Below are 15,169 nucleotides of genomic sequence, written 5' to 3' on the forward strand. Positions count from 1 at the left end.
CTCCACCAGTTGCGGAGTGAATCGCTCCGCCATAACCTCAAGGCGGAGCGAATCGCTCCGCGAGTTGAGGAGACGCGACATGAACCCCGACATCGAGGCGATCGAGCAGGTCGTCCGCGACGCCGAAGAGCTGCAGAACGAGGTCGCCGGTTTCACCGGACTGCTGACCGAGGAGGTGGCCCTGGTCAACTTCACCGGGATCCGGCTGCGTGGCCGCGACCAGGTCAAGGAGGTCATGGCCAAGGCGCTGCGCACCCCGTTGAAGGACGTGCTGACCAAGAACGAACTGCTCGACGTCACGTTCCTGCGACCGGACGTGGCGCTGGCCCACCTGATCAAGCACGTCAACGACGGCCGCACCGGAGCGCTGACGTTCGTGCTGGTCAAAGACGACGGCACCTGGCGGATCGCGCTCGCCCAGACCACCCCGGTGGTGACGTCATGAGTGTGGCTCTGGTCATCGGCGCCACCGGCCAGCAGGGCGGCGCCACCGCACGTCACCTGCTGAGCCGCGACTGGCAGGTCCGCGCCCTGGTCCGCGACCCGGAAAGCCCCGCCGCGCGCCGCCTGGCCGGTGCCGAGCTCGCGGTCGGCGACCTCGGAGACCCCGCCTCCCTGAAGCGGGCCATGCGTGGCGTCGACGCCGTGTTCAGCATGCAGGCCCTGGCCTATGAGCCGGAGACCCTCAAGGCCGAGGTACGGCAGGGCATGCTCGTCGCCGATGTCGCCCTGGATACCGGAGTCGGGCACCTGGTCTACAGCTCGGTCGGCGGAGCCGAGCGGCGCACCGGGATCGAGCACTTCGAGAGCAAGGCGGCGATCGAGTCCTACATCCGCGCCCTGGGGTTGCCCGCGACCATCCTGCGGCCGGTGTTCTTCATGGACAACCTGCTGCACTACGCCGACGCCGCAGGCGAAAGGGTGATGGAGCTCCCGGTGCTCCCCGACCGGCCGATGCAGCTGATCGCCACCGATGACATCGGCCGCATCGCCGCACACGTCATCGACCACCGGGACCACTACCTGGGCGTGGAACTCGAGATCGCCGGCGACGAGCTGACCTTCGCCGAGGTGGCCCAGATCTACGAGAAGGTCACCGGAGTGCCGACGCGCCTCCTCCCCCTGCCGATCGAGGAAAGGCTGTTCGAGTGGTTCGCCGAGAGCGGCTACCAGGCTGACCTCGCCGAACTGCGCGACCACTTCCCCGGCTTGCTCACCTTCCAGGACTGGCTCGGCGGGCAGGTCCGCTAAACGTCACTGACACCCACCACTGCCGCTGGCCGTCGCGTCCGCGCTCGGCTGGAGGAAGCCGAGTGCGGAAAGGCAGGTGGAGGGATGATCTCCTGGGCGTGAACACGAATCAAGGGAACGGCGAAGTAGGCGTGTCCATGGTTCTTCTCTGAAGGGCAGGCATGCCAGCTCCCCCTCCGCAGTCGGCTCCGCCAACCGCTGAGACCGACGCACAGCTCATCGAGGTGTCACTGCGCCGCCCCGAGCGGTTCGGCGCGCTGTTCGACCGGCATCACGAGGCCATCCACCGCTACGTGCACCTCCGTCTCGGAGAATCGGCGGCGGACGACATCGCAGCGGAGACGTTCCTGCGGGCCTTTCGCGGCCGCACGCGCTACGACCTGTCCCGCCCGGATGCCCGCGCCTGGCTGTACGGCATCGCCTCCAATCTGGTCGACGGCCACCGGCGCGCCGAGGCCCGCAGGTACCGCGCACTGGCCAGGAGCGCCGAGGTCACCGACGTCGTGAGCCACGACGAGCGTGTGGTCCAGCGGGTGTCCGCCGCCGTCATGCAGCCGCGCCTGGCCGCCGGTCTGGCCGCGCTCTCGCCCGGAGACCGGACCGTGCTGCTGCTGGTGGCCTGCGCCCAGCTCACCTACGAGGAGATCGCCGAGGCGCTCGGCGTCCCGCGCGGCACGGTCGGCTCGCGGCTCAACCGGGCCCGCAGGACACTCCGCCCGTTCGTCACCATCGAGGAGTCGTCATGACCGATGACCTGCAGGAGATCAACGCGTCCCACGACGCGCTGCCCGGCCCCTCCGCCACGGCCATCGTCAAGGCGAAGGACTTGCTCGCAGCTGAGGCGGTGGCGGAACGAACGCCTCAAACCGGCTCCGGCAAGCACCGCCTCCTGCTCAGGACGGCAGCGGTCGGCCTGGCGGCAGCCGTCGCCGCAGTCGCCTTCCTGACCGGTGCCGACGGTGGTGCGACCCCGGCCAACGCGGCGGAACTGCTCCAGGAAGCGGCCACGGCCGCCGCCCGGCAACAGGCGCCACAGCCGGGCCAGATCCTCTACGTCAACCGCACGGACCAGATCAGGATGACCGTATGGGGTCGCGAGCGCGGCCGTTCGGAGGTCACTCAGGAAATCCACCGCGAGTACTGGATTCCCGCCGCCGACCCCGGCGGCGCCCTGACCCGCCTCACCTACGGCAAGCTGCGCACCCATACCGGCCAGGTCCCGACCAGTATGGAGACCCCGGGCACAGTCGAGTTCCAGCGCGCCGGGCCGTGCACCGTGCACGTGCTCTCGCCGACCGGTGGCGGCAACCTGCCCGCCGACCCGGACCAGTTGCTCGCCCGGATTCGCGCGGACGCCGAGGCCTCGGTCAGGAACGATCAACCCGAGCCCGGCACGGCGCCACCCAGCCAGGCCCAGATCGAGCGGCTCATCGAGCGCACGGTGACAAGCCGTCTCGTCACCCTGGCCCAGAACCCCTTCCCCGGCCCCGGCCTGCGTGCGGCGGTGCTCGACGCGCTGTCCACGATGCCCACCGCCACCATGCGCACCGACCTCACCGACCTGGCCGGGCGACAGGGCATCGGCGCCTCGATCAGATATCAGGGACCAGACGGATGGGAGCGCGCCGAATTGATCTTCGAGCCCGGTACCTACCGCTTTCTCGGCTGGCGACATCTGTCCGAGCCGCCCGGCGGTGGGGTGCAGGGCTATGCCAGCGCGGTACTGGACACCAGGATCGTCGACACCATGCCGAAGATCCCGGCCGGCGCTCCCGATGCGGTGGCCTGCTGAGCGCTGGACGCCGCATCTCACGCTCAGCCTCCTCGACAGCTTGTCGCCGCTTCCCCAAGCGCGACCGAGGGAGGCGGCGAGGCCGGGCCGCACACGGACGCCGGTTCCCGCCTACGCGTGGGCACCTCTGGCCAGGGCCCCTTGGAGGAACTCGACGATCTCCGCCCGCGCGGGCTTCGCCTGCGGCACCACGCCCGGCATGCTGAGGAACGCGTGCGTCGCTCCTGGGTACTCGGTGAGCCGCGCGGGCGTCCCCGCCGCGCGCAGTCGTTCGGCGTAGGTGCGTCCGTGATCGGCCACCGGGTCGACGGTCGGCACCACCACGAGCGCCGGGGCCCGCCCGCTCAGGTCGTCGGCATGAAGGGGCGACACCGCACGAGGATCCGTTCCCGCCGGGACGGCGAGCCGCTGGAACAGCCGCATCTGCGGCATGGTGAGGGTCGGGCTGTTGGCGTGCCGGCGCATCGAGGCGTACTCGAACCCCGCCGGCGTCAGGTCGACGGCGGGGTTGACCAGCACCTGCGCCCGCAGGAGCGGGCCGGACTCCCTGGCCCGGATCGCGGCCAGGGCGGCGACCATCGAGCCGGTGCTCTCACCGAAGACGGCGGTGCGCGCCGGGTCGACTCCCCACCGCGCGGCGTGCTGCACCACATGCTGCAGCATGCTCAGTGCCCGCCACCCATGTCGTGCCACATTGCGGACACGCCACCCAGCCCTGCGAAGATCCCGCCCGCACAACCGCCCGACTACGTCGGAATCGACGGCCGTCAGCCGATCCCATTCACGCGCCGACGGAGCAGGCTCGTTCGCCCATTTGGCCAAGGTCTCGCCGACCTTGACCAGCTGATCCAGATCACGGGGCTGGGCGGCGCCCGTCGCCCAGCCGTTCACCGTTGTATACGGCACACCCGCGACCTTCGCGAGCTCCTTCTGCGTCACCCGGCTCCGGCTGTGTACGCGGGCCTGGTCCCCACAGCCGCGCCAGCTCCGCCAGGACCTGGGAGATGACCTCCTCCGGCCGGAACACCGCCACGCCGCACCCGCCCCCTCACCCGCCGAGGACCGTCCACCCGGATCCGAAATGAACCGGCCCGGATCCCCGCTCACCGGGAGCGTAGCCTCACAGATCCGGACCCATCCGGCATACCTTCAACCCCGTCGGCGCGCTGGATGTGATGCGGGGCATGACCAACACCGACACCCCGGCGCCCCACAAGGCCTTCTCCTCGCCGCGACGCCGCTCTCCCGGCATACGCCGCCTTCGCCGCACCATCGGTATCGCCTTGCCCGAGGCGCCGCTCAGGCCGCTGGTACCGGCCTCGTCGGCCTGCTGTTTTGGTGGATCACCCACCGCTGAGCCGCAACAGCACCACCGAAGGGTCTGCGCGCGGCACGGGGGCGTGCAGACCACTTCGGACATTCGTCTACTCGACTTCGAAACCGACACCCGGCCTCGATCAGGCTCTCGCGGCCGTACGCGCCGGCGACACTTTGGTCGTCCCCGAACTCGACCGCCTCGCCCGCTCGGTTCCCGACGCCCGCGACATCGGCGACACCTGTCGCCCGCGGAATCCGCCTGTCGCTCGGCGGCAGCATCTACGACCCCGCCGACCCGATGTCGAAGATGTACTTCAACAGGCTGGCGGTGTTCGCCGAGTTCGAAGCCGACCTACTGAAGACGCGCACCCGCGAGGGCATGGCGATCGCCCGCTCACGCGGCAGGCTCAAGGGGTGCCACCCAGCCCCGCGCGCTCGGGTGGGCGGTCAGCCGAGCTTGAGCAGCAGTTCGGTGAGCTCGGCCGGCATGGTGATCATGCAGTCGTGGCCCGTCTCCAGTTCCCACACCTGTGCCGGGCTGCCGTTGGGCTGTATCGCTGGGACGGGCCGCCGCTTGATGCCCTCCGGTACGCCGGCGACGCAGTGAATGTGCGTCCGCGGAATCGTGCGCACGACCGGGTTGTCCAGCCGGACCGGTTGCCGGAAGCAGAGCACCGGCTGATCCGACAACATCGCCCGCAGCCACGCCACGTCCGCCGGGTCGGTGACCCCGAAAAGGCCCAGGGGCGGCGGCAACTCGCGCATCGGCGGGATCCGCCAGCCGAGCTCGGACTCCGCGGCGCGGTCGATGAGGGCCTGGGTCACGGGATGCACATCGACAGCGCTCTCGCCCTCCTCCGGGACCATCGCGTCGAGATAGACCAGATGGGCGATCCGATCCGGGATTCGGTTGGCGGCGGACGAGATGACCAGCCCGGCGTAGCTGTGGCCCACCAGGATCACGTCGGTGAAATCCTCCTCGGTGATCAGCCTGACGATGTCGTCGACGTGCGTGTCCAGCCCTACCTCGGGGCCGATCAGATGCGCCTTGTCGCCGAAGCCGGTCAGCGACGGCGCGACCACCCGATGCCCGGCCGATGCCAGCAACGGGACCACCCGCTCCCAGCATTGCCCGCTGTGCCAGGCCCCGTGTACCAGCAAATATGTTGACATGGTGTAGCTCCTTGCTCGCGGAGGGACCACCGGCCGATATCGCCGGTGTTTCGTCCCGGGAGTGAGGTTTCCGCTCACCCGCTGACGGAGCCAGAGCCCCCGCGCTCCTGGGGGTGACAGGACCAGGCACGCACGAAGGTGCCCGAATTACAGTGGGGACATGAGCGACGAAGCCAACCTTCTGGGCGATTACGTACGCGCCCGCCGGGAGCTCGTCACTCCTGAACAGGCTGGCATCCCCTCCGTGGGCGTACGGCGCGTGCCGGGCCTGCGCCGGGAGGAGGTCGCGATGCTCGCCGGCATCAGCGCCGACTACTACCTGCGCCTGGAGCAGGGCCGCGACCGCAACCCCTCCGCGCAGGTCCTCGAGTCCCTCGCCCGCGTGCTGCAGCTCGACGACGACGCAACGGCCTACCTGCTACGCCTCGGGGCGGGAAAACCCCGGCGGCGACGGCGGCGTCCCCGGAAGGAGACCGTCCCTCCAGGCGTCGCCAAGCTCGTCGTCACGCTTCCGCTCCCCGCGTACGTGGAAGGCCGCTACTTCGACGTCCTCGCCGCCAACGCGCTGGCGACCGCTCTGTCGCCGCGACTCGTGGCGGGGGGCAACCGCCTGCGGGACGTGTTTCTCGACCCCGCCGAGCAGGCCCTCTACCCGGACTGGGAGGACGCCGCGCAGGGCATGGTCGCCGGCTTCCGTGAGTCCGTCGGCACCGACACGGACGACCCCCGATTCATCGAACTCGTCGGCGAGCTGTCCCTCGCCAGCCCTCGCTTCAGCAGGCTCTGGGCCCGCCACGACGTGAACACGTGCGAAGGCGCACCCAAGCACATCGGCCACCCCCAGGTCGGTGGCCTGTGGCTGAACCGGGAGAGACTGGGCGTCAGCGGCGCGACAGGCCAGACGCTCGTCGTCCTCCACCCGGACCCCGGCACCGACAGTGCCGACAAGCTGGCGCTCCTCGCGTCCGTCATGCGGACATGACCCCGCCCATGCTCAGCCACTCCCCCGGGTCGACCGGGTGTGCGCGGCGCTGAACGGCCGCGCCCGAGGCGAGCCGCCGGTACTGGCGATGATGCGGTCGCGGTGATCGCCCCGCTGACCGTGCCAGGGGTACGACGCAGGCGAGCGCCCCTCCGCTCCGCCGCCGGCGAGGGAACGCAGGCCCCGCCGACCGGCAGGGACGGGTGCCGCGCGGTATAGCCCTTCCGGTCAGGGCGCGCCGGGATCGGCCAGTCGCTCCAGTTCGGCTCGCAGCACCATCTGGTGGGCCAGCGCCACAGGGGCTTCCCGCTTGACGGTCACGGTGGCCCGCCGTACGGCCAGGTCCCCCGAGCGCACCTCGTCGTGCTCGATCCTGTCGGCCAGTTGCGCCAGCGGCTTGCCCCCTGCCTGCGCCTGCAGGACGAACCTGGAGGTGAACGTCTGCACGACCTCGGCGACGCGCGGCAGCACGCACACGACGTTGACCGCCTGGTCGCTCGTCTTGGCGGGACGGCGCAGGCCTACGCCGTACAGGCTGACGCCGGAAGGCTGACGCGGCGCGTACACGGTGGCGGTCACCACGTCGCCGAGGCACTCGGCGACGGCGGCGTGCTCGGGTCTGTCGTTCAGGGAGGAGCCGCCGGCGTCCAGCATGGCGGCCACTGGAGCGGCCGCCGACCCCGCCACCAGCGCGGAGTCCGTCACCACGACCTGGTTGAGCTGCGTCACCAGGCCCAGCTCCGTGGTCAGCCTGGTCCTGCTGATCTCGTGGTCGGGGGCGAACGTCAGCCCTTCCCGTCCGCCGATCGTGCGGGGCTTGGCGCCGTACCCGGTCAGCTTCTCCCGGATGGCCGCGGCGTCGAGGCCGCCCTCCACCCTGATCGCGGTGTTGGGCGGAACGCCTGCGGACACCGCCCTGTCGGCGGCGAACGCCCTGATTTCTGTCCGCTCGGGCAGGATGGCGATGCGCGCGCTCAGGTCCCCGAAGCCGAATCCCACGGCCGTCAGCCAGCGCCGGTCGCTGCCCGGCCCCTCGTCGGTGACCACGCCCAGCTTGCGCCAGTGGGCCATGTCGCCGTAGTCGAGGTAGGTCGCGCCGGGTCCGTCGGCGGCGAGTCTGCCCATGACCTCACGTAACCCGTCGCCGGGCACGGCGGACTTCTCCGTTGCGGCGCAGCCCGCCACCGCCAGACAGGTGATCGCCAAAAACGTGTTGATCGCACGCATGAGGAGGAGCCTAGCCCCGTGGTGATCGATTGAGCGCAACACGCTGGCCGGACCCAGCCCACGACGGAACCAATGGACCCCTTCTGCAGGCGAATCGCTCCCAGGTCGCGCTGTCGCTGCTCACCGACTTCGAGCACCTCAGTCCGGCAGGAGGACTCGGCCACCGCCGTGCCGGACCAAGGCGTCGCCTGGGGCGGGGGTCACTGCGCAGCCGTTCGCCGACGCTATACGAACATAAATGTACGTACCTGCTGAAATAGTAGGTACTTGAGAAAATGTCTGTTATCCCTCCAGCATGGACGAGCACGTCACTGACGACTCGGACTGGAGCATCACATGACCGACAACCGCACGCCGGTGACCGTCCTCGGGCTCGGCTCGATGGGTACGGCGCTGGCCGAGGCGTTCATCGAGGCGGGACATCCCACGACGGTGTGGAACAGGACCGCGAGCAAGGCCGCACCCCTGGTCGCCAGGGGCGCACGCCACGAGACGGCGATCGCCGACGCTGTCGCCGCAAGCCCGCTGGTCATCGCCTGCCTGACCACCTACGACCACACGCGGGAGGCACTGGAACCGGCCGCCGCCGCGCTGGCCGGACGCTCCCTTGTCACCCTGAACAGCGGCTCCCCCGCCGGCGCCAGGGAGATGGCCGCATGGGCGACCGGGCACGGCGCCAGGTTCCTCGACGGGGCGATCAAGAACGTGCCTACGGCCGTGGGCAAGCCGGACACCCTCCTGTACTACGGCGGCGACAGGTCCGTCTTCGCGGAGTACGAGACGACGCTGAGAGTGCTGGGCGGCGACACGGTCCATCTCGGCGAGGAGAGCGACCTCGCCGCCCTCTACGAGATGGCGGTGGGAGGCACCTTGCTGCCGGCGCTCGTCGGCTTCTTCCAGGGCGCCGCCGTCGTGCAGGCGCGAGGACTGGAGGCCGGCACGCTCGTACGGTTCACCGTCAAGTGGCTGGAAATGATCAACTCCATCCTGCCGGTCTTCGCTCAGGAGATCGACAGCGGCGACTACACCAAGCCGATGTCGACGGTGAACCTCTTCCTCGAGGGAGCCGCCTATGACGAACAGCTCGGTGAGGAGGCCGGCGTCGACGTGGCCTGGCACGCCCCCTTCCACGACCTGCTGAGGCGGGCCGTCGAGGCGGGCCACGGCGACCACAGCATCTCCGCCCTGGTCGAGGTTCTCAGGAAGCCGTGACCTGCCGGTCACTCGCGGGTGGCCGCGTGGTAGTGGTGGATGAGCCAGCCGCCCTCCCCTCCCCCGGCCACGACGGACAGGCGGATCAGGCGGATGGCACCGCCGGGCATGGTGAAGGTGACGTCCGCGAACCCGTGCACGATCGCCTGGCCCAGCCACGCGGCGGACAGCACCTCGGCGTGGGCCGTCGCACCAGGGGTGACGGCGTCGTAGTAGGCGAAGACGTCCTCCGGGCCGTGACCCAGACGTGGGCTGACCCCCTGGAAGAGCGCGTCCTGGCTGAACAGCGAGGCGATCTCGCTCGCGCGGTGCCGGTCGAAGGCCCGCTGCCAGCGGCCGAGCAGCTCACTGAGGACGCCTGCGGCGTCGGCACGGGTCATCGCGGGCCGTCCGCGCGCTGAACCTCTCGTTTCCATGCCGGCGACCGTAAGGCGTCACATCAATGTGAAGGTCAATCCGGTGCGCGGGCCACCAGCTCAGGCTTCGGGCTCACCGGCCAGGAAGACGGGTGGTGACCTCCTGGAGCAGCCAGCCGTTGCCGTCGGGGTCGCTGAACGAGGCGAAAGAGAAGTAGCTCTGGCGGTCTGGAGCAGGGCCGGAGACCCGTCGCCCCCCGGTCCCCGCCTCGGGCAGCGCCCCTCCCGCGTCATGGAACACCTCACCCACGTCGGCCCCGCGGTCGATGAGCTCGGACCGTGCCGCGTCGATGTCGTCGACGATCAGGTACAGACCCTGCATCGAACCCGGCGCGGCCGAGGTGACCCCGGTGCCGAAGATGACCGAGCACCCGGAGCCGGGTGGAGTCAGCTGCACCGCCCGGAAGCCGTCTCCGGCGGCGACGTCGGCGTCCTCCCGCCACCCGAGGGCCTTGTAGAAATTCTTGGACCTGTCCACGTCGGCGACCGGAACCACCACGACCTCGAGCTTCATGTCCACGGCCTGGGATCCTCCCCCTCGATGCCGGTGACCTGTGTACGCCACCGGGGCTGCTGGTGCCAGGGGGGGATCGCCCCCCCCTACACTCGCGCCCCCCGCCGTCGAAGTCCAGGGGCGGCGGCTTCAACTGTTGGCAGGTGATCGTCCAACTTTCGGAGCGGACACATGCCACCAGGCCGCCGAACCGGCCCGACGCCTTTACAAAGTAGATCAGGCTGGGACGACGAGCCGGGTCTCGTAGGCGAAGACCACCGCCTGCACGCGGTCGCGAAGCTCCAGCTTGGTCAGGATCCGCCCCAGATGCGTCTTCACCGTCGCCTCCGCCACCTGCAGAGCCTCGGCGATCTCGATGTTGGACAAGCCGCGCGCCACCTCCACCAGCACCTCCCTCTCGCGCTGGGTCAGCAGCCGCAGCCGCTCGGCGTTCGCCCCGGCCGCGCCGGTGGGAAGCTGGTAGGCGAAGGTCTCCTGACCGGCTCGCGTCTGGTGACCCTGCGCGGCGCCTTCCGCCACACCGTGTACGGCGGGCTCTTCGCCCCCAGGAACGGCTGCGTCGACGACGCGGTCAACCGCTACCTGGCCGACGGCGTCCTGCCCGCCACCGACACGTCCTGCTGACCCTGGCGGCGCCGGCCTGTCGGCACGCCGTCAGCGTCCGGTATGAAGACGGGCGGACCGCGTAGGAGGTGTCATCCGCCGGCCGGCACGCGCTCCAGGATGACCACCGGGATCCGCCTGCTGGTCTTCGTCCGGTACCGCTCGTAGTCCTTCCAGAGCTCCGCCATGAGGCCCCACAGGCGTTCGCGCTCCTCCCCCTCGGCCTCCACCGCCCTGGCCGTGAACCGGTCGGCCGCCACCTGCACCTCTACGGCGGGATCGGCGAGCAGGTTGAGGTACCAGGCAGGATGCTCCTCGCCGCCCCCGTTCGACCCCACGACGATCAGCCGCTCGCCGTCCGTGCCGTAGATCAGCGCGGTCCTCCTGGGCAGCCCCGACACCCGCCCGCGCGTGGTGAGCAGCAGTGTCGTCACCCCCCACCGCCGATGTCCCTTGCGCCCGTCGGTCTCGATGTACTCCTGGATGTGCTTGGCGACCCAGCCAACCGGGCTGTCTGTGGGATCCATCCGGACATCCTCTCCTGATTTCCCCACATCCGCCCCTTTTTCGTCGCGCATCCGCCTCGAACTGGATAAACGTAGAGTTCTCTCCCTCAGCGGACGCCGTGGTGCATCGACCCCATCGTGAACTCCGGACGATCTCGGCGGTTCATGCGAGGTTGGCGCACATCCAGCCTTCGATGCGCGCATTGAACCACTCGGGGTATTGCAGCGGCAATCCGTGGCCCGCGTGCTCGTGAATGATCAGCTCGCTCGTCGAGTGGTCACGGTCGAGCTGCCGCATTCCCTCTCGAAGTGCTCGTGGTTCCTTCGCTCCGGCCAGGAGCAGGACGGCTCCGGGGAACCGGCGCCAGGCCGATGGCGTGCGGAACTCCGCATTGGCCCGGGTCAGCGCGATCAGGCTCTTTCTGGGCAGGGTCTTCGAGGTGCGGATGTAGTCGTCGAGGAGATCGTCCGGGATGTACAGCGACTTCGCTTGGAGCTTGGCGAACCAGGTCTGCCGGGCGAGCGGTGCGGTGAGCCTGACGAACCAGTGGCTCAGGCTCGGCAACGGTATGCCCTGAGTCAGCGCGCTGGTGATGACCACGCGTGTGACCACCTCGGGATGGGATGCGGCCAGTTCGAGCGCAAGCTGCGCGCCGAGCGAAAAACCTGCCACTGTGATGTCCGTGCCGGCAGGGAACTGCCCGAGGTGGGCGGCGAGCTCGGCGACAACCGCCGCGCTTGTCGTGAAGGCCACGTCATGGCTGCGGCCGTGACCGGGAAGATCAGGCACGAGAACGCGATAGCCCGGTCCGAAGTGGTCGATCTGCCTCTCCCACATCCACCCGGCCACGCCGCCGCCGTGGATGAGCAGCAGGACAGGACCAGCGGCATTACCGGTTTCCCGCATGTACAAGGCGGGTGCCCTCCTTGGGATCGAGGTTGTCGGAGACAACAACGTTTGCACGGTGGAGCGGCGCCCCTGCGATGCGATGCGCTCGACCGTACCGCCGGACCGGTTCCTACGGAAGATCGGCACGAGCCCGCCCGGAGCGACGAGAACGAGGCCCGCGACGCGATGAGGATGCGCGCTTTGCGAAAGCTTGGGGCAGATCAGGCGGCCTGCGGCCCGATATGGAGCGAATAGCCGGGTTGAGGAGACATTTCATCACGATCAATGGGAGAACACCATGAAGGGCATCCTCATCGCCGCAGCAATGACGCTCGCCACCTCGCTGGCCGGCGCCACCTCCGCGTCCGCGTCTCCGCACGCGGCCGCCGAGCCGTTCGGGCCGGCGTGCTCGTCGGTCCCCGCCTCGGGTGAGGGCAGCCTCACCGCGATCGCCGACCAGCCTGTGGCCACCGCGGCCTCCACCAACCCGGAGCTGTCGACCCTGGTCACCGCGGTGAAGAAGGCCGGGCTCGTCGACACACTCAACTCCGCCCAAGGCCATCACGGTCTTCGCGCCGACCAACGACGCCTTCGCCGCGATCCCGAAGGAGGACCTGGCCGGGGTGCTGGCCGACAAGGCGGCGCTCACCAAGATCCTGACCTACCACGTGGGTGGACGGCAAGAAGGCCCCCTCCGACCTGACCGACGCGCAGCTGACCACGCTGGAGGGCGGCAGGCTGACCGCCAAGGGCTCGGGGCCAGGACTACACGGTCAACGAGGCCAAGGTCGTCTGCGGCGACGTGCCCACCGCCAACGCCACCGTCTACGTCATCGACAAGGTCCTCATGCCGGAGTGACGCCGCCGTCGCCTCCCGCGCATCTGGTACACACGTTCCATGAGTTCGCCTATCGCCCAGCGCCTGCAGGTCGTGCCGTCGGTGTTCGCCGTGGACCACCTGCCGCACGCGACCTTCCCCGAGGATGACGAGTGGATCGCGCTGGTGCGCGCCCCCGAGGGTCTCACCGTCGTGCGCGAGACCTGGCCGAACGGTTCGGGCGAGCGCTGGATCGGCCTGTACGGCGGCGCCACGGCGCACGACCTCGACGTCCCCGGCATGCTCGCCGCGATCGTGGGCCCGCTGGCCGAGGCGGCGATCCCGGTCTTCGTCGCCTCGACCTACCACGCCGACCTGGTTCTCGTGCCCGAGCAGAGGGCCAGGATGGCGGTCGCCGTCCTGGAAGAGGCGGGCCATCGGGTGGACACCAGGCATCTGCAGTCGGCCGACGGCTAGCCGGAGGCGGCCGCCCGCCTGGCACGCGCGTGGCAGACGGGCGGCGGCGCGCTAGTTCAGGCGGGTGATGCGGCCCAGCGCCGGGGGCTGGAGAGGGCTGGAGGAGCGGATGTGCGCCTCGAGGGCCTCGATGTCGCGGACCTTCTCCACCCGCTCGGTTCCCTCGGTCAGCACACTGAAGCCGTCACCGCCGTTCGCGATGAAGGAGTTGGCCGTGACGCGATACTTGCCCGCCGGGTCGACGACGGGCGCCGTCGAGCTTGATGGTCGCCGGGTCGATCCTGTCGCAGGTCGGCCTGGCGTTGTCGTAGGTGAAGGTGAGGCCCTTCGAGGACACCGAGGACCCCGCGCGGTGCCCTGTCCGCACCACTGCTGCTCAAGGAACCGCTCCACCTGGGCTCCAGTCAGAGTCATCGTCACCAGCATGTTTGCCGAACTGCTGGACACGCATCGCCTCGCCGTGGGTGACCAGGTTGGGCAGGTCGTTGCCGGTGGGCGAGGACCCACAGATCGCCGCCGATGCCTCCGCCGTACGGGGGCTGGACGGCGATCTGGGCGCCGCCGTTTCTCGGGGGGAGGAGGTCGCACCGAGACGGGCGTCGGCGAGGGCGTGGCCGATCGTCGACTCCCCCGCGGCGTTTCCTGGTCGCCGTGAGATCGCGGGCGATCATGCCGACGGGCCGGTTCATCAGCTGGTGGGCCTGCTCGTCGGTCTGGCGGCGCAGGGCGGCGATCCGCATGTCAGGCCTGATGTCATGGGTGACGGTGATGTTCTGTCCGCCTTCTGCCGCGACCGGGTTGCCCGTGGCGCGGTCGACGGTGAGGTTGACGCGGGTGACCTCGCGGCTGTGTCCCGACGTCTGGGTGACGGGGATACCGTTGATCACGCAGTTGTAGGCGTTGTGGGTGTGGGCGGAGAACACGGCGTCGACCTCGGTGTCGAACCTCGCCACGATGTCCTTCACTCACCGGTCCTGCCAGGTTGTTGCACTGGTTGGGCAGGCCCCCGCCGGTCTGCCCGCCGCCCTGATGGAGCAGGACGACGATGTGTGTGCACGCCCTTGGCCTTGAGCTCGCCGACGTAGGCGTTGACCGTCTCGGCTTCGTCGCGGCCCTGCAGGGGCGCGGTGGGAGAGGGGCGCCTCGAACAGAGAGTTCTTGTGGGTCACCCCCGATGACGCCGACCTTGACGCCCTTCACCTCCTTGACGATGTAGGGGTCGAAGGCGGGCCGACCCGTTGTGGTGTCGATGATGTTGGCGCCCAGGTAGGGGAAGGAGGCGCCCTTGAACCCCTTCACGCCGCACCCGTCGATGGGGTGGCAGCACGCCGTTCTCTCCAGCCGGCGCAACTCGGCCAGGCCGCGGTCGAACTCGTGGTTTGCCGACGCTGGAGGCGTCCAGACGCATCAGGGACAGCGCCGTGATCCCCGGCTCGTCGTGCATCACGGCTGCCGACGGGGGCTGTTGACGATGTTGTCCGCCGGCCGCGAGCCTCAGCGTGCCCGTGGGGTTGTCGCGCTGAAGCCGGTCCATGTGCGCCGCGAGGTATTCGGCTCCGCCCGCCTCGACGGGGGCCCCTCGGGGGGTCATGGCGACGCTCCGAGGGCAGCGAGGAGTGGAAGTCGTTGATTCCGAGTACTGGATGTCGACCTGTGTCGGCCTTGACGGGCAGCAGGGCTGTTCCGCCCAGCAGCAGCGCGGCGAGCAGGTTGCGCATTGTGCGTCCCTTCGGGGGGTTTCTGTCGGGGGCGAGCGTAGACACGCGCGCTCCTGGAAGTAAAGACTCTCGCGAGTGTGATCGTTCAGGGGAATTATTCACATCGCCAAGGAGTGAAGGCCAGGTCAGTCAGTGTGAACTATTGACATGTTGGAGTGAAATGGAGGAAATTCCTCCCATGGCCGAGCCCGCAGAGAACTATTCACCCATCCTGACCCGCATCCGCGGGGTCGAGCCCACGCTGACCGCCGCGCACAGGCGCATCGCCGAGACGA

18 protein-coding genes and 5 pseudogenes are annotated in these 15,169 nt (G+C 69.5%); 11 read left to right on the forward strand and 12 right to left on the reverse strand.

The features are described 5' to 3' along the window. The first annotated feature begins 79 nt into the window (after positions 1–79). From ABFX55_RS00510 to ABFX55_RS00525, 4 genes are all read left to right on the forward strand, one after another. Positions 80–445 carry an SgcJ/EcaC family oxidoreductase gene (locus ABFX55_RS00510; protein ID WP_346116526.1) on the forward strand — a complete coding sequence of 122 codons (366 nt, stop codon included), beginning with the start codon at positions 80–82 and terminating at the stop codon, positions 443–445. Then, positions 442–1,251, forward strand: coding sequence for an NmrA/HSCARG family protein (locus ABFX55_RS00515; RefSeq protein WP_346116528.1), 810 nt, complete (start codon positions 442–444; stop codon positions 1,249–1,251). The genes ABFX55_RS00510 and ABFX55_RS00515 overlap by 4 nt, the downstream gene beginning before the upstream one ends. Positions 1,252–1,412: 161 nt before the next feature. Beyond that, a complete protein-coding gene (locus ABFX55_RS00520) occupies positions 1,413–1,997 on the forward strand; it encodes an RNA polymerase sigma factor (protein WP_346116530.1) in 585 nt (194 codons plus the stop codon). Next, complete coding sequence (locus ABFX55_RS00525; protein WP_346116531.1) at positions 1,994–3,043, forward strand: CU044_5270 family protein; 1,050 nt, start codon at positions 1,994–1,996, stop codon at positions 3,041–3,043. Before ABFX55_RS00520 ends, ABFX55_RS00525 begins: the two co-directional genes overlap by 4 nt. A 111-nt stretch (positions 3,044–3,154) precedes the next feature. Here ABFX55_RS00525 and ABFX55_RS00530 read toward each other — a convergent pair whose 3' ends face one another. Further along, positions 3,155–3,706, reverse strand: coding sequence for an alpha/beta hydrolase fold domain-containing protein (locus ABFX55_RS00530; protein WP_346116533.1), 552 nt, complete (start codon positions 3,704–3,706; stop codon positions 3,155–3,157). Between the two features lie 675 nt (positions 3,707–4,381). Here ABFX55_RS00530 and ABFX55_RS00535 point away from each other — a divergent pair. Continuing rightward, a pseudogene (locus ABFX55_RS00535) lies at positions 4,382–4,600 on the forward strand (recombinase family protein); the annotation flags it as partial. 37 nt (positions 4,601–4,637) lie between these two features. Further along, positions 4,638–4,754, forward strand: a pseudogene (locus ABFX55_RS49615) (recombinase family protein); the annotation flags it as partial. 53 nt (positions 4,755–4,807) lie between these two features. Here ABFX55_RS49615 and ABFX55_RS00540 read toward each other — a convergent pair. Further along, entirely contained in the window at positions 4,808–5,533 is a 726-nt protein-coding gene (locus ABFX55_RS00540) for an alpha/beta fold hydrolase (RefSeq protein ID WP_346116551.1), read from the reverse strand. 160 nt (positions 5,534–5,693) lie between these two features. On the opposite strand from ABFX55_RS00540, the gene ABFX55_RS00545 reads away from it, so the two are divergent. Beyond that, positions 5,694–6,515: a helix-turn-helix domain-containing protein gene (locus ABFX55_RS00545; protein WP_346116535.1), complete on the forward strand. Its 822-nt coding sequence runs from the start codon at positions 5,694–5,696 to the stop codon at positions 6,513–6,515. A gap of 228 nt (positions 6,516–6,743) precedes the next feature. Here the strand turns inward: ABFX55_RS00545 and ABFX55_RS00550 are convergent, their stop codons facing one another. Further along, a complete protein-coding gene (locus ABFX55_RS00550) occupies positions 6,744–7,742 on the reverse strand; it encodes a hypothetical protein (protein WP_346116537.1) in 999 nt (332 codons plus the stop codon). A 336-nt stretch (positions 7,743–8,078) separates the two neighbouring features. Between ABFX55_RS00550 and ABFX55_RS00555 the strand changes: the two genes are divergently transcribed. Then, a complete protein-coding gene (locus tag ABFX55_RS00555; protein WP_346116539.1) occupies positions 8,079–8,954 on the forward strand; it encodes an NAD(P)-dependent oxidoreductase in 876 nt (291 codons plus the stop codon). Between the two features lie 8 nt (positions 8,955–8,962). Here ABFX55_RS00555 and ABFX55_RS00560 read toward each other — a convergent pair whose 3' ends face one another. From ABFX55_RS00560 to ABFX55_RS00570, 3 genes and pseudogenes are all read right to left on the reverse strand, one after another. After that, positions 8,963–9,370, reverse strand: coding sequence for a Cif family virulence factor (locus ABFX55_RS00560; protein WP_346116541.1), 408 nt, complete (start codon positions 9,368–9,370; stop codon positions 8,963–8,965). A 73-nt stretch (positions 9,371–9,443) separates the two neighbouring features. Continuing rightward, positions 9,444–9,884, reverse strand: coding sequence for a VOC family protein (locus tag ABFX55_RS00565; RefSeq protein WP_346116553.1), 441 nt, complete (start codon positions 9,882–9,884; stop codon positions 9,444–9,446). A 216-nt stretch (positions 9,885–10,100) separates the two neighbouring features. Further along, positions 10,101–10,310: pseudogene (locus ABFX55_RS00570) on the reverse strand (response regulator transcription factor); the annotation flags it as partial. Between the two features lie 96 nt (positions 10,311–10,406). Between ABFX55_RS00570 and ABFX55_RS00575 the strand changes: the two are divergent. Beyond that, the gene (locus ABFX55_RS00575) at positions 10,407–10,508 is read left to right on the forward strand and encodes an alpha/beta hydrolase (protein ID WP_346116543.1); all 102 of its coding nucleotides are present in this window, start codon (positions 10,407–10,409) and stop codon (positions 10,506–10,508) included. Between the two features lie 71 nt (positions 10,509–10,579). Here ABFX55_RS00575 and ABFX55_RS00580 read toward each other — a convergent pair whose 3' ends face one another. The 3 genes from ABFX55_RS00580 to ABFX55_RS49620 all read right to left on the reverse strand — a co-directional run bounded on the left by ABFX55_RS00580 (position 10,580) and on the right by ABFX55_RS49620 (position 12,422). Beyond that, entirely contained in the window at positions 10,580–11,014 is a 435-nt protein-coding gene (locus ABFX55_RS00580) for a nitroreductase family deazaflavin-dependent oxidoreductase (RefSeq protein ID WP_346116544.1), read from the reverse strand. 142 nt (positions 11,015–11,156) lie between these two features. Beyond that, positions 11,157–11,900, reverse strand: coding sequence for an alpha/beta fold hydrolase (locus ABFX55_RS00585; protein ID WP_346116555.1), 744 nt, complete (start codon positions 11,898–11,900; stop codon positions 11,157–11,159). A gap of 264 nt (positions 11,901–12,164) precedes the next feature. Then, positions 12,165–12,422, reverse strand: a complete 258-nt coding sequence (locus ABFX55_RS49620) for a hypothetical protein (RefSeq protein ID WP_428834753.1) — start codon at positions 12,420–12,422, stop codon at positions 12,165–12,167. 229 nt (positions 12,423–12,651) lie between these two features. Here ABFX55_RS49620 and ABFX55_RS49625 point away from each other — a divergent pair. Further along, positions 12,652–12,741, forward strand: a pseudogene (locus ABFX55_RS49625) (fasciclin domain-containing protein); the annotation flags it as partial. A 39-nt stretch (positions 12,742–12,780) separates the two neighbouring features. Further along, entirely contained in the window at positions 12,781–13,176 is a 396-nt protein-coding gene (locus ABFX55_RS00595; RefSeq protein WP_346116546.1) for an ACT domain-containing protein, read from the forward strand. Between the two features lie 51 nt (positions 13,177–13,227). Here ABFX55_RS00595 and ABFX55_RS00600 read toward each other — a convergent pair whose 3' ends face one another. The 3 genes and pseudogenes from ABFX55_RS00600 to ABFX55_RS00605 all read right to left on the reverse strand — a co-directional run bounded on the left by ABFX55_RS00600 (position 13,228) and on the right by ABFX55_RS00605 (position 14,141). Further along, the gene (locus ABFX55_RS00600; protein ID WP_346116548.1) at positions 13,228–13,350 is read right to left on the reverse strand and encodes a hypothetical protein; all 123 of its coding nucleotides are present in this window, start codon (positions 13,348–13,350) and stop codon (positions 13,228–13,230) included. Between the two features lie 51 nt (positions 13,351–13,401). Further along, positions 13,402–13,602 (reverse strand): annotated as a pseudogene (locus tag ABFX55_RS49630) (hypothetical protein); the annotation flags it as partial. Then, a complete protein-coding gene (locus ABFX55_RS00605) occupies positions 13,593–14,141 on the reverse strand; it encodes a bifunctional UDP-sugar hydrolase/5'-nucleotidase (RefSeq protein WP_346116549.1) in 549 nt (182 codons plus the stop codon). The gene ABFX55_RS00605 and the pseudogene ABFX55_RS49630, both read right to left, overlap by 10 nt. Positions 14,142–15,169 lie beyond the last annotated feature (1,028 nt).

The organism is Nonomuraea roseola (assembly GCF_039535395.1).
Classification (GTDB): domain Bacteria; phylum Actinomycetota; class Actinomycetes; order Streptosporangiales; family Streptosporangiaceae; genus Nonomuraea; species Nonomuraea roseola.

Bases quoted from the DNA above. Each gene is read 5' to 3' on its own strand.
- ABFX55_RS00510 (WP_346116526.1), top strand. From the start codon at position 80: ATGAACCCCGACATCGAGGCGATCGAGCAGGTCGTCCGCGACGCCGAA.
- ABFX55_RS00515 (WP_346116528.1), top strand. From the start codon at position 442: ATGAGTGTGGCTCTGGTCATCGGCGCCACCGGCCAGCAGGGCGGCGCC.
- ABFX55_RS00520 (WP_346116530.1), top strand. From the start codon at position 1,413: ATGCCAGCTCCCCCTCCGCAGTCGGCTCCGCCAACCGCTGAGACCGAC.
- ABFX55_RS00525 (WP_346116531.1), top strand. From the start codon at position 1,994: ATGACCGATGACCTGCAGGAGATCAACGCGTCCCACGACGCGCTGCCC.
- ABFX55_RS00530 (WP_346116533.1), bottom strand. From the start codon at position 3,706: ATGCTGCAGCATGTGGTGCAGCACGCCGCGCGGTGGGGAGTCGACCCG.
- ABFX55_RS00540 (WP_346116551.1), bottom strand. From the start codon at position 5,533: ATGTCAACATATTTGCTGGTACACGGGGCCTGGCACAGCGGGCAATGC.
- ABFX55_RS00545 (WP_346116535.1), top strand. From the start codon at position 5,694: ATGAGCGACGAAGCCAACCTTCTGGGCGATTACGTACGCGCCCGCCGG.
- ABFX55_RS00550 (WP_346116537.1), bottom strand. From the start codon at position 7,742: ATGCGTGCGATCAACACGTTTTTGGCGATCACCTGTCTGGCGGTGGCG.
- ABFX55_RS00555 (WP_346116539.1), top strand. From the start codon at position 8,079: ATGACCGACAACCGCACGCCGGTGACCGTCCTCGGGCTCGGCTCGATG.
- ABFX55_RS00560 (WP_346116541.1), bottom strand. From the start codon at position 9,370: ATGGAAACGAGAGGTTCAGCGCGCGGACGGCCCGCGATGACCCGTGCC.
- ABFX55_RS00565 (WP_346116553.1), bottom strand. From the start codon at position 9,884: ATGAAGCTCGAGGTCGTGGTGGTTCCGGTCGCCGACGTGGACAGGTCC.
- ABFX55_RS00580 (WP_346116544.1), bottom strand. From the start codon at position 11,014: ATGGATCCCACAGACAGCCCGGTTGGCTGGGTCGCCAAGCACATCCAG.
- ABFX55_RS00585 (WP_346116555.1), bottom strand. From the start codon at position 11,900: ATGCGGGAAACCGGTAATGCCGCTGGTCCTGTCCTGCTGCTCATCCAC.
- ABFX55_RS00595 (WP_346116546.1), top strand. From the start codon at position 12,781: ATGAGTTCGCCTATCGCCCAGCGCCTGCAGGTCGTGCCGTCGGTGTTC.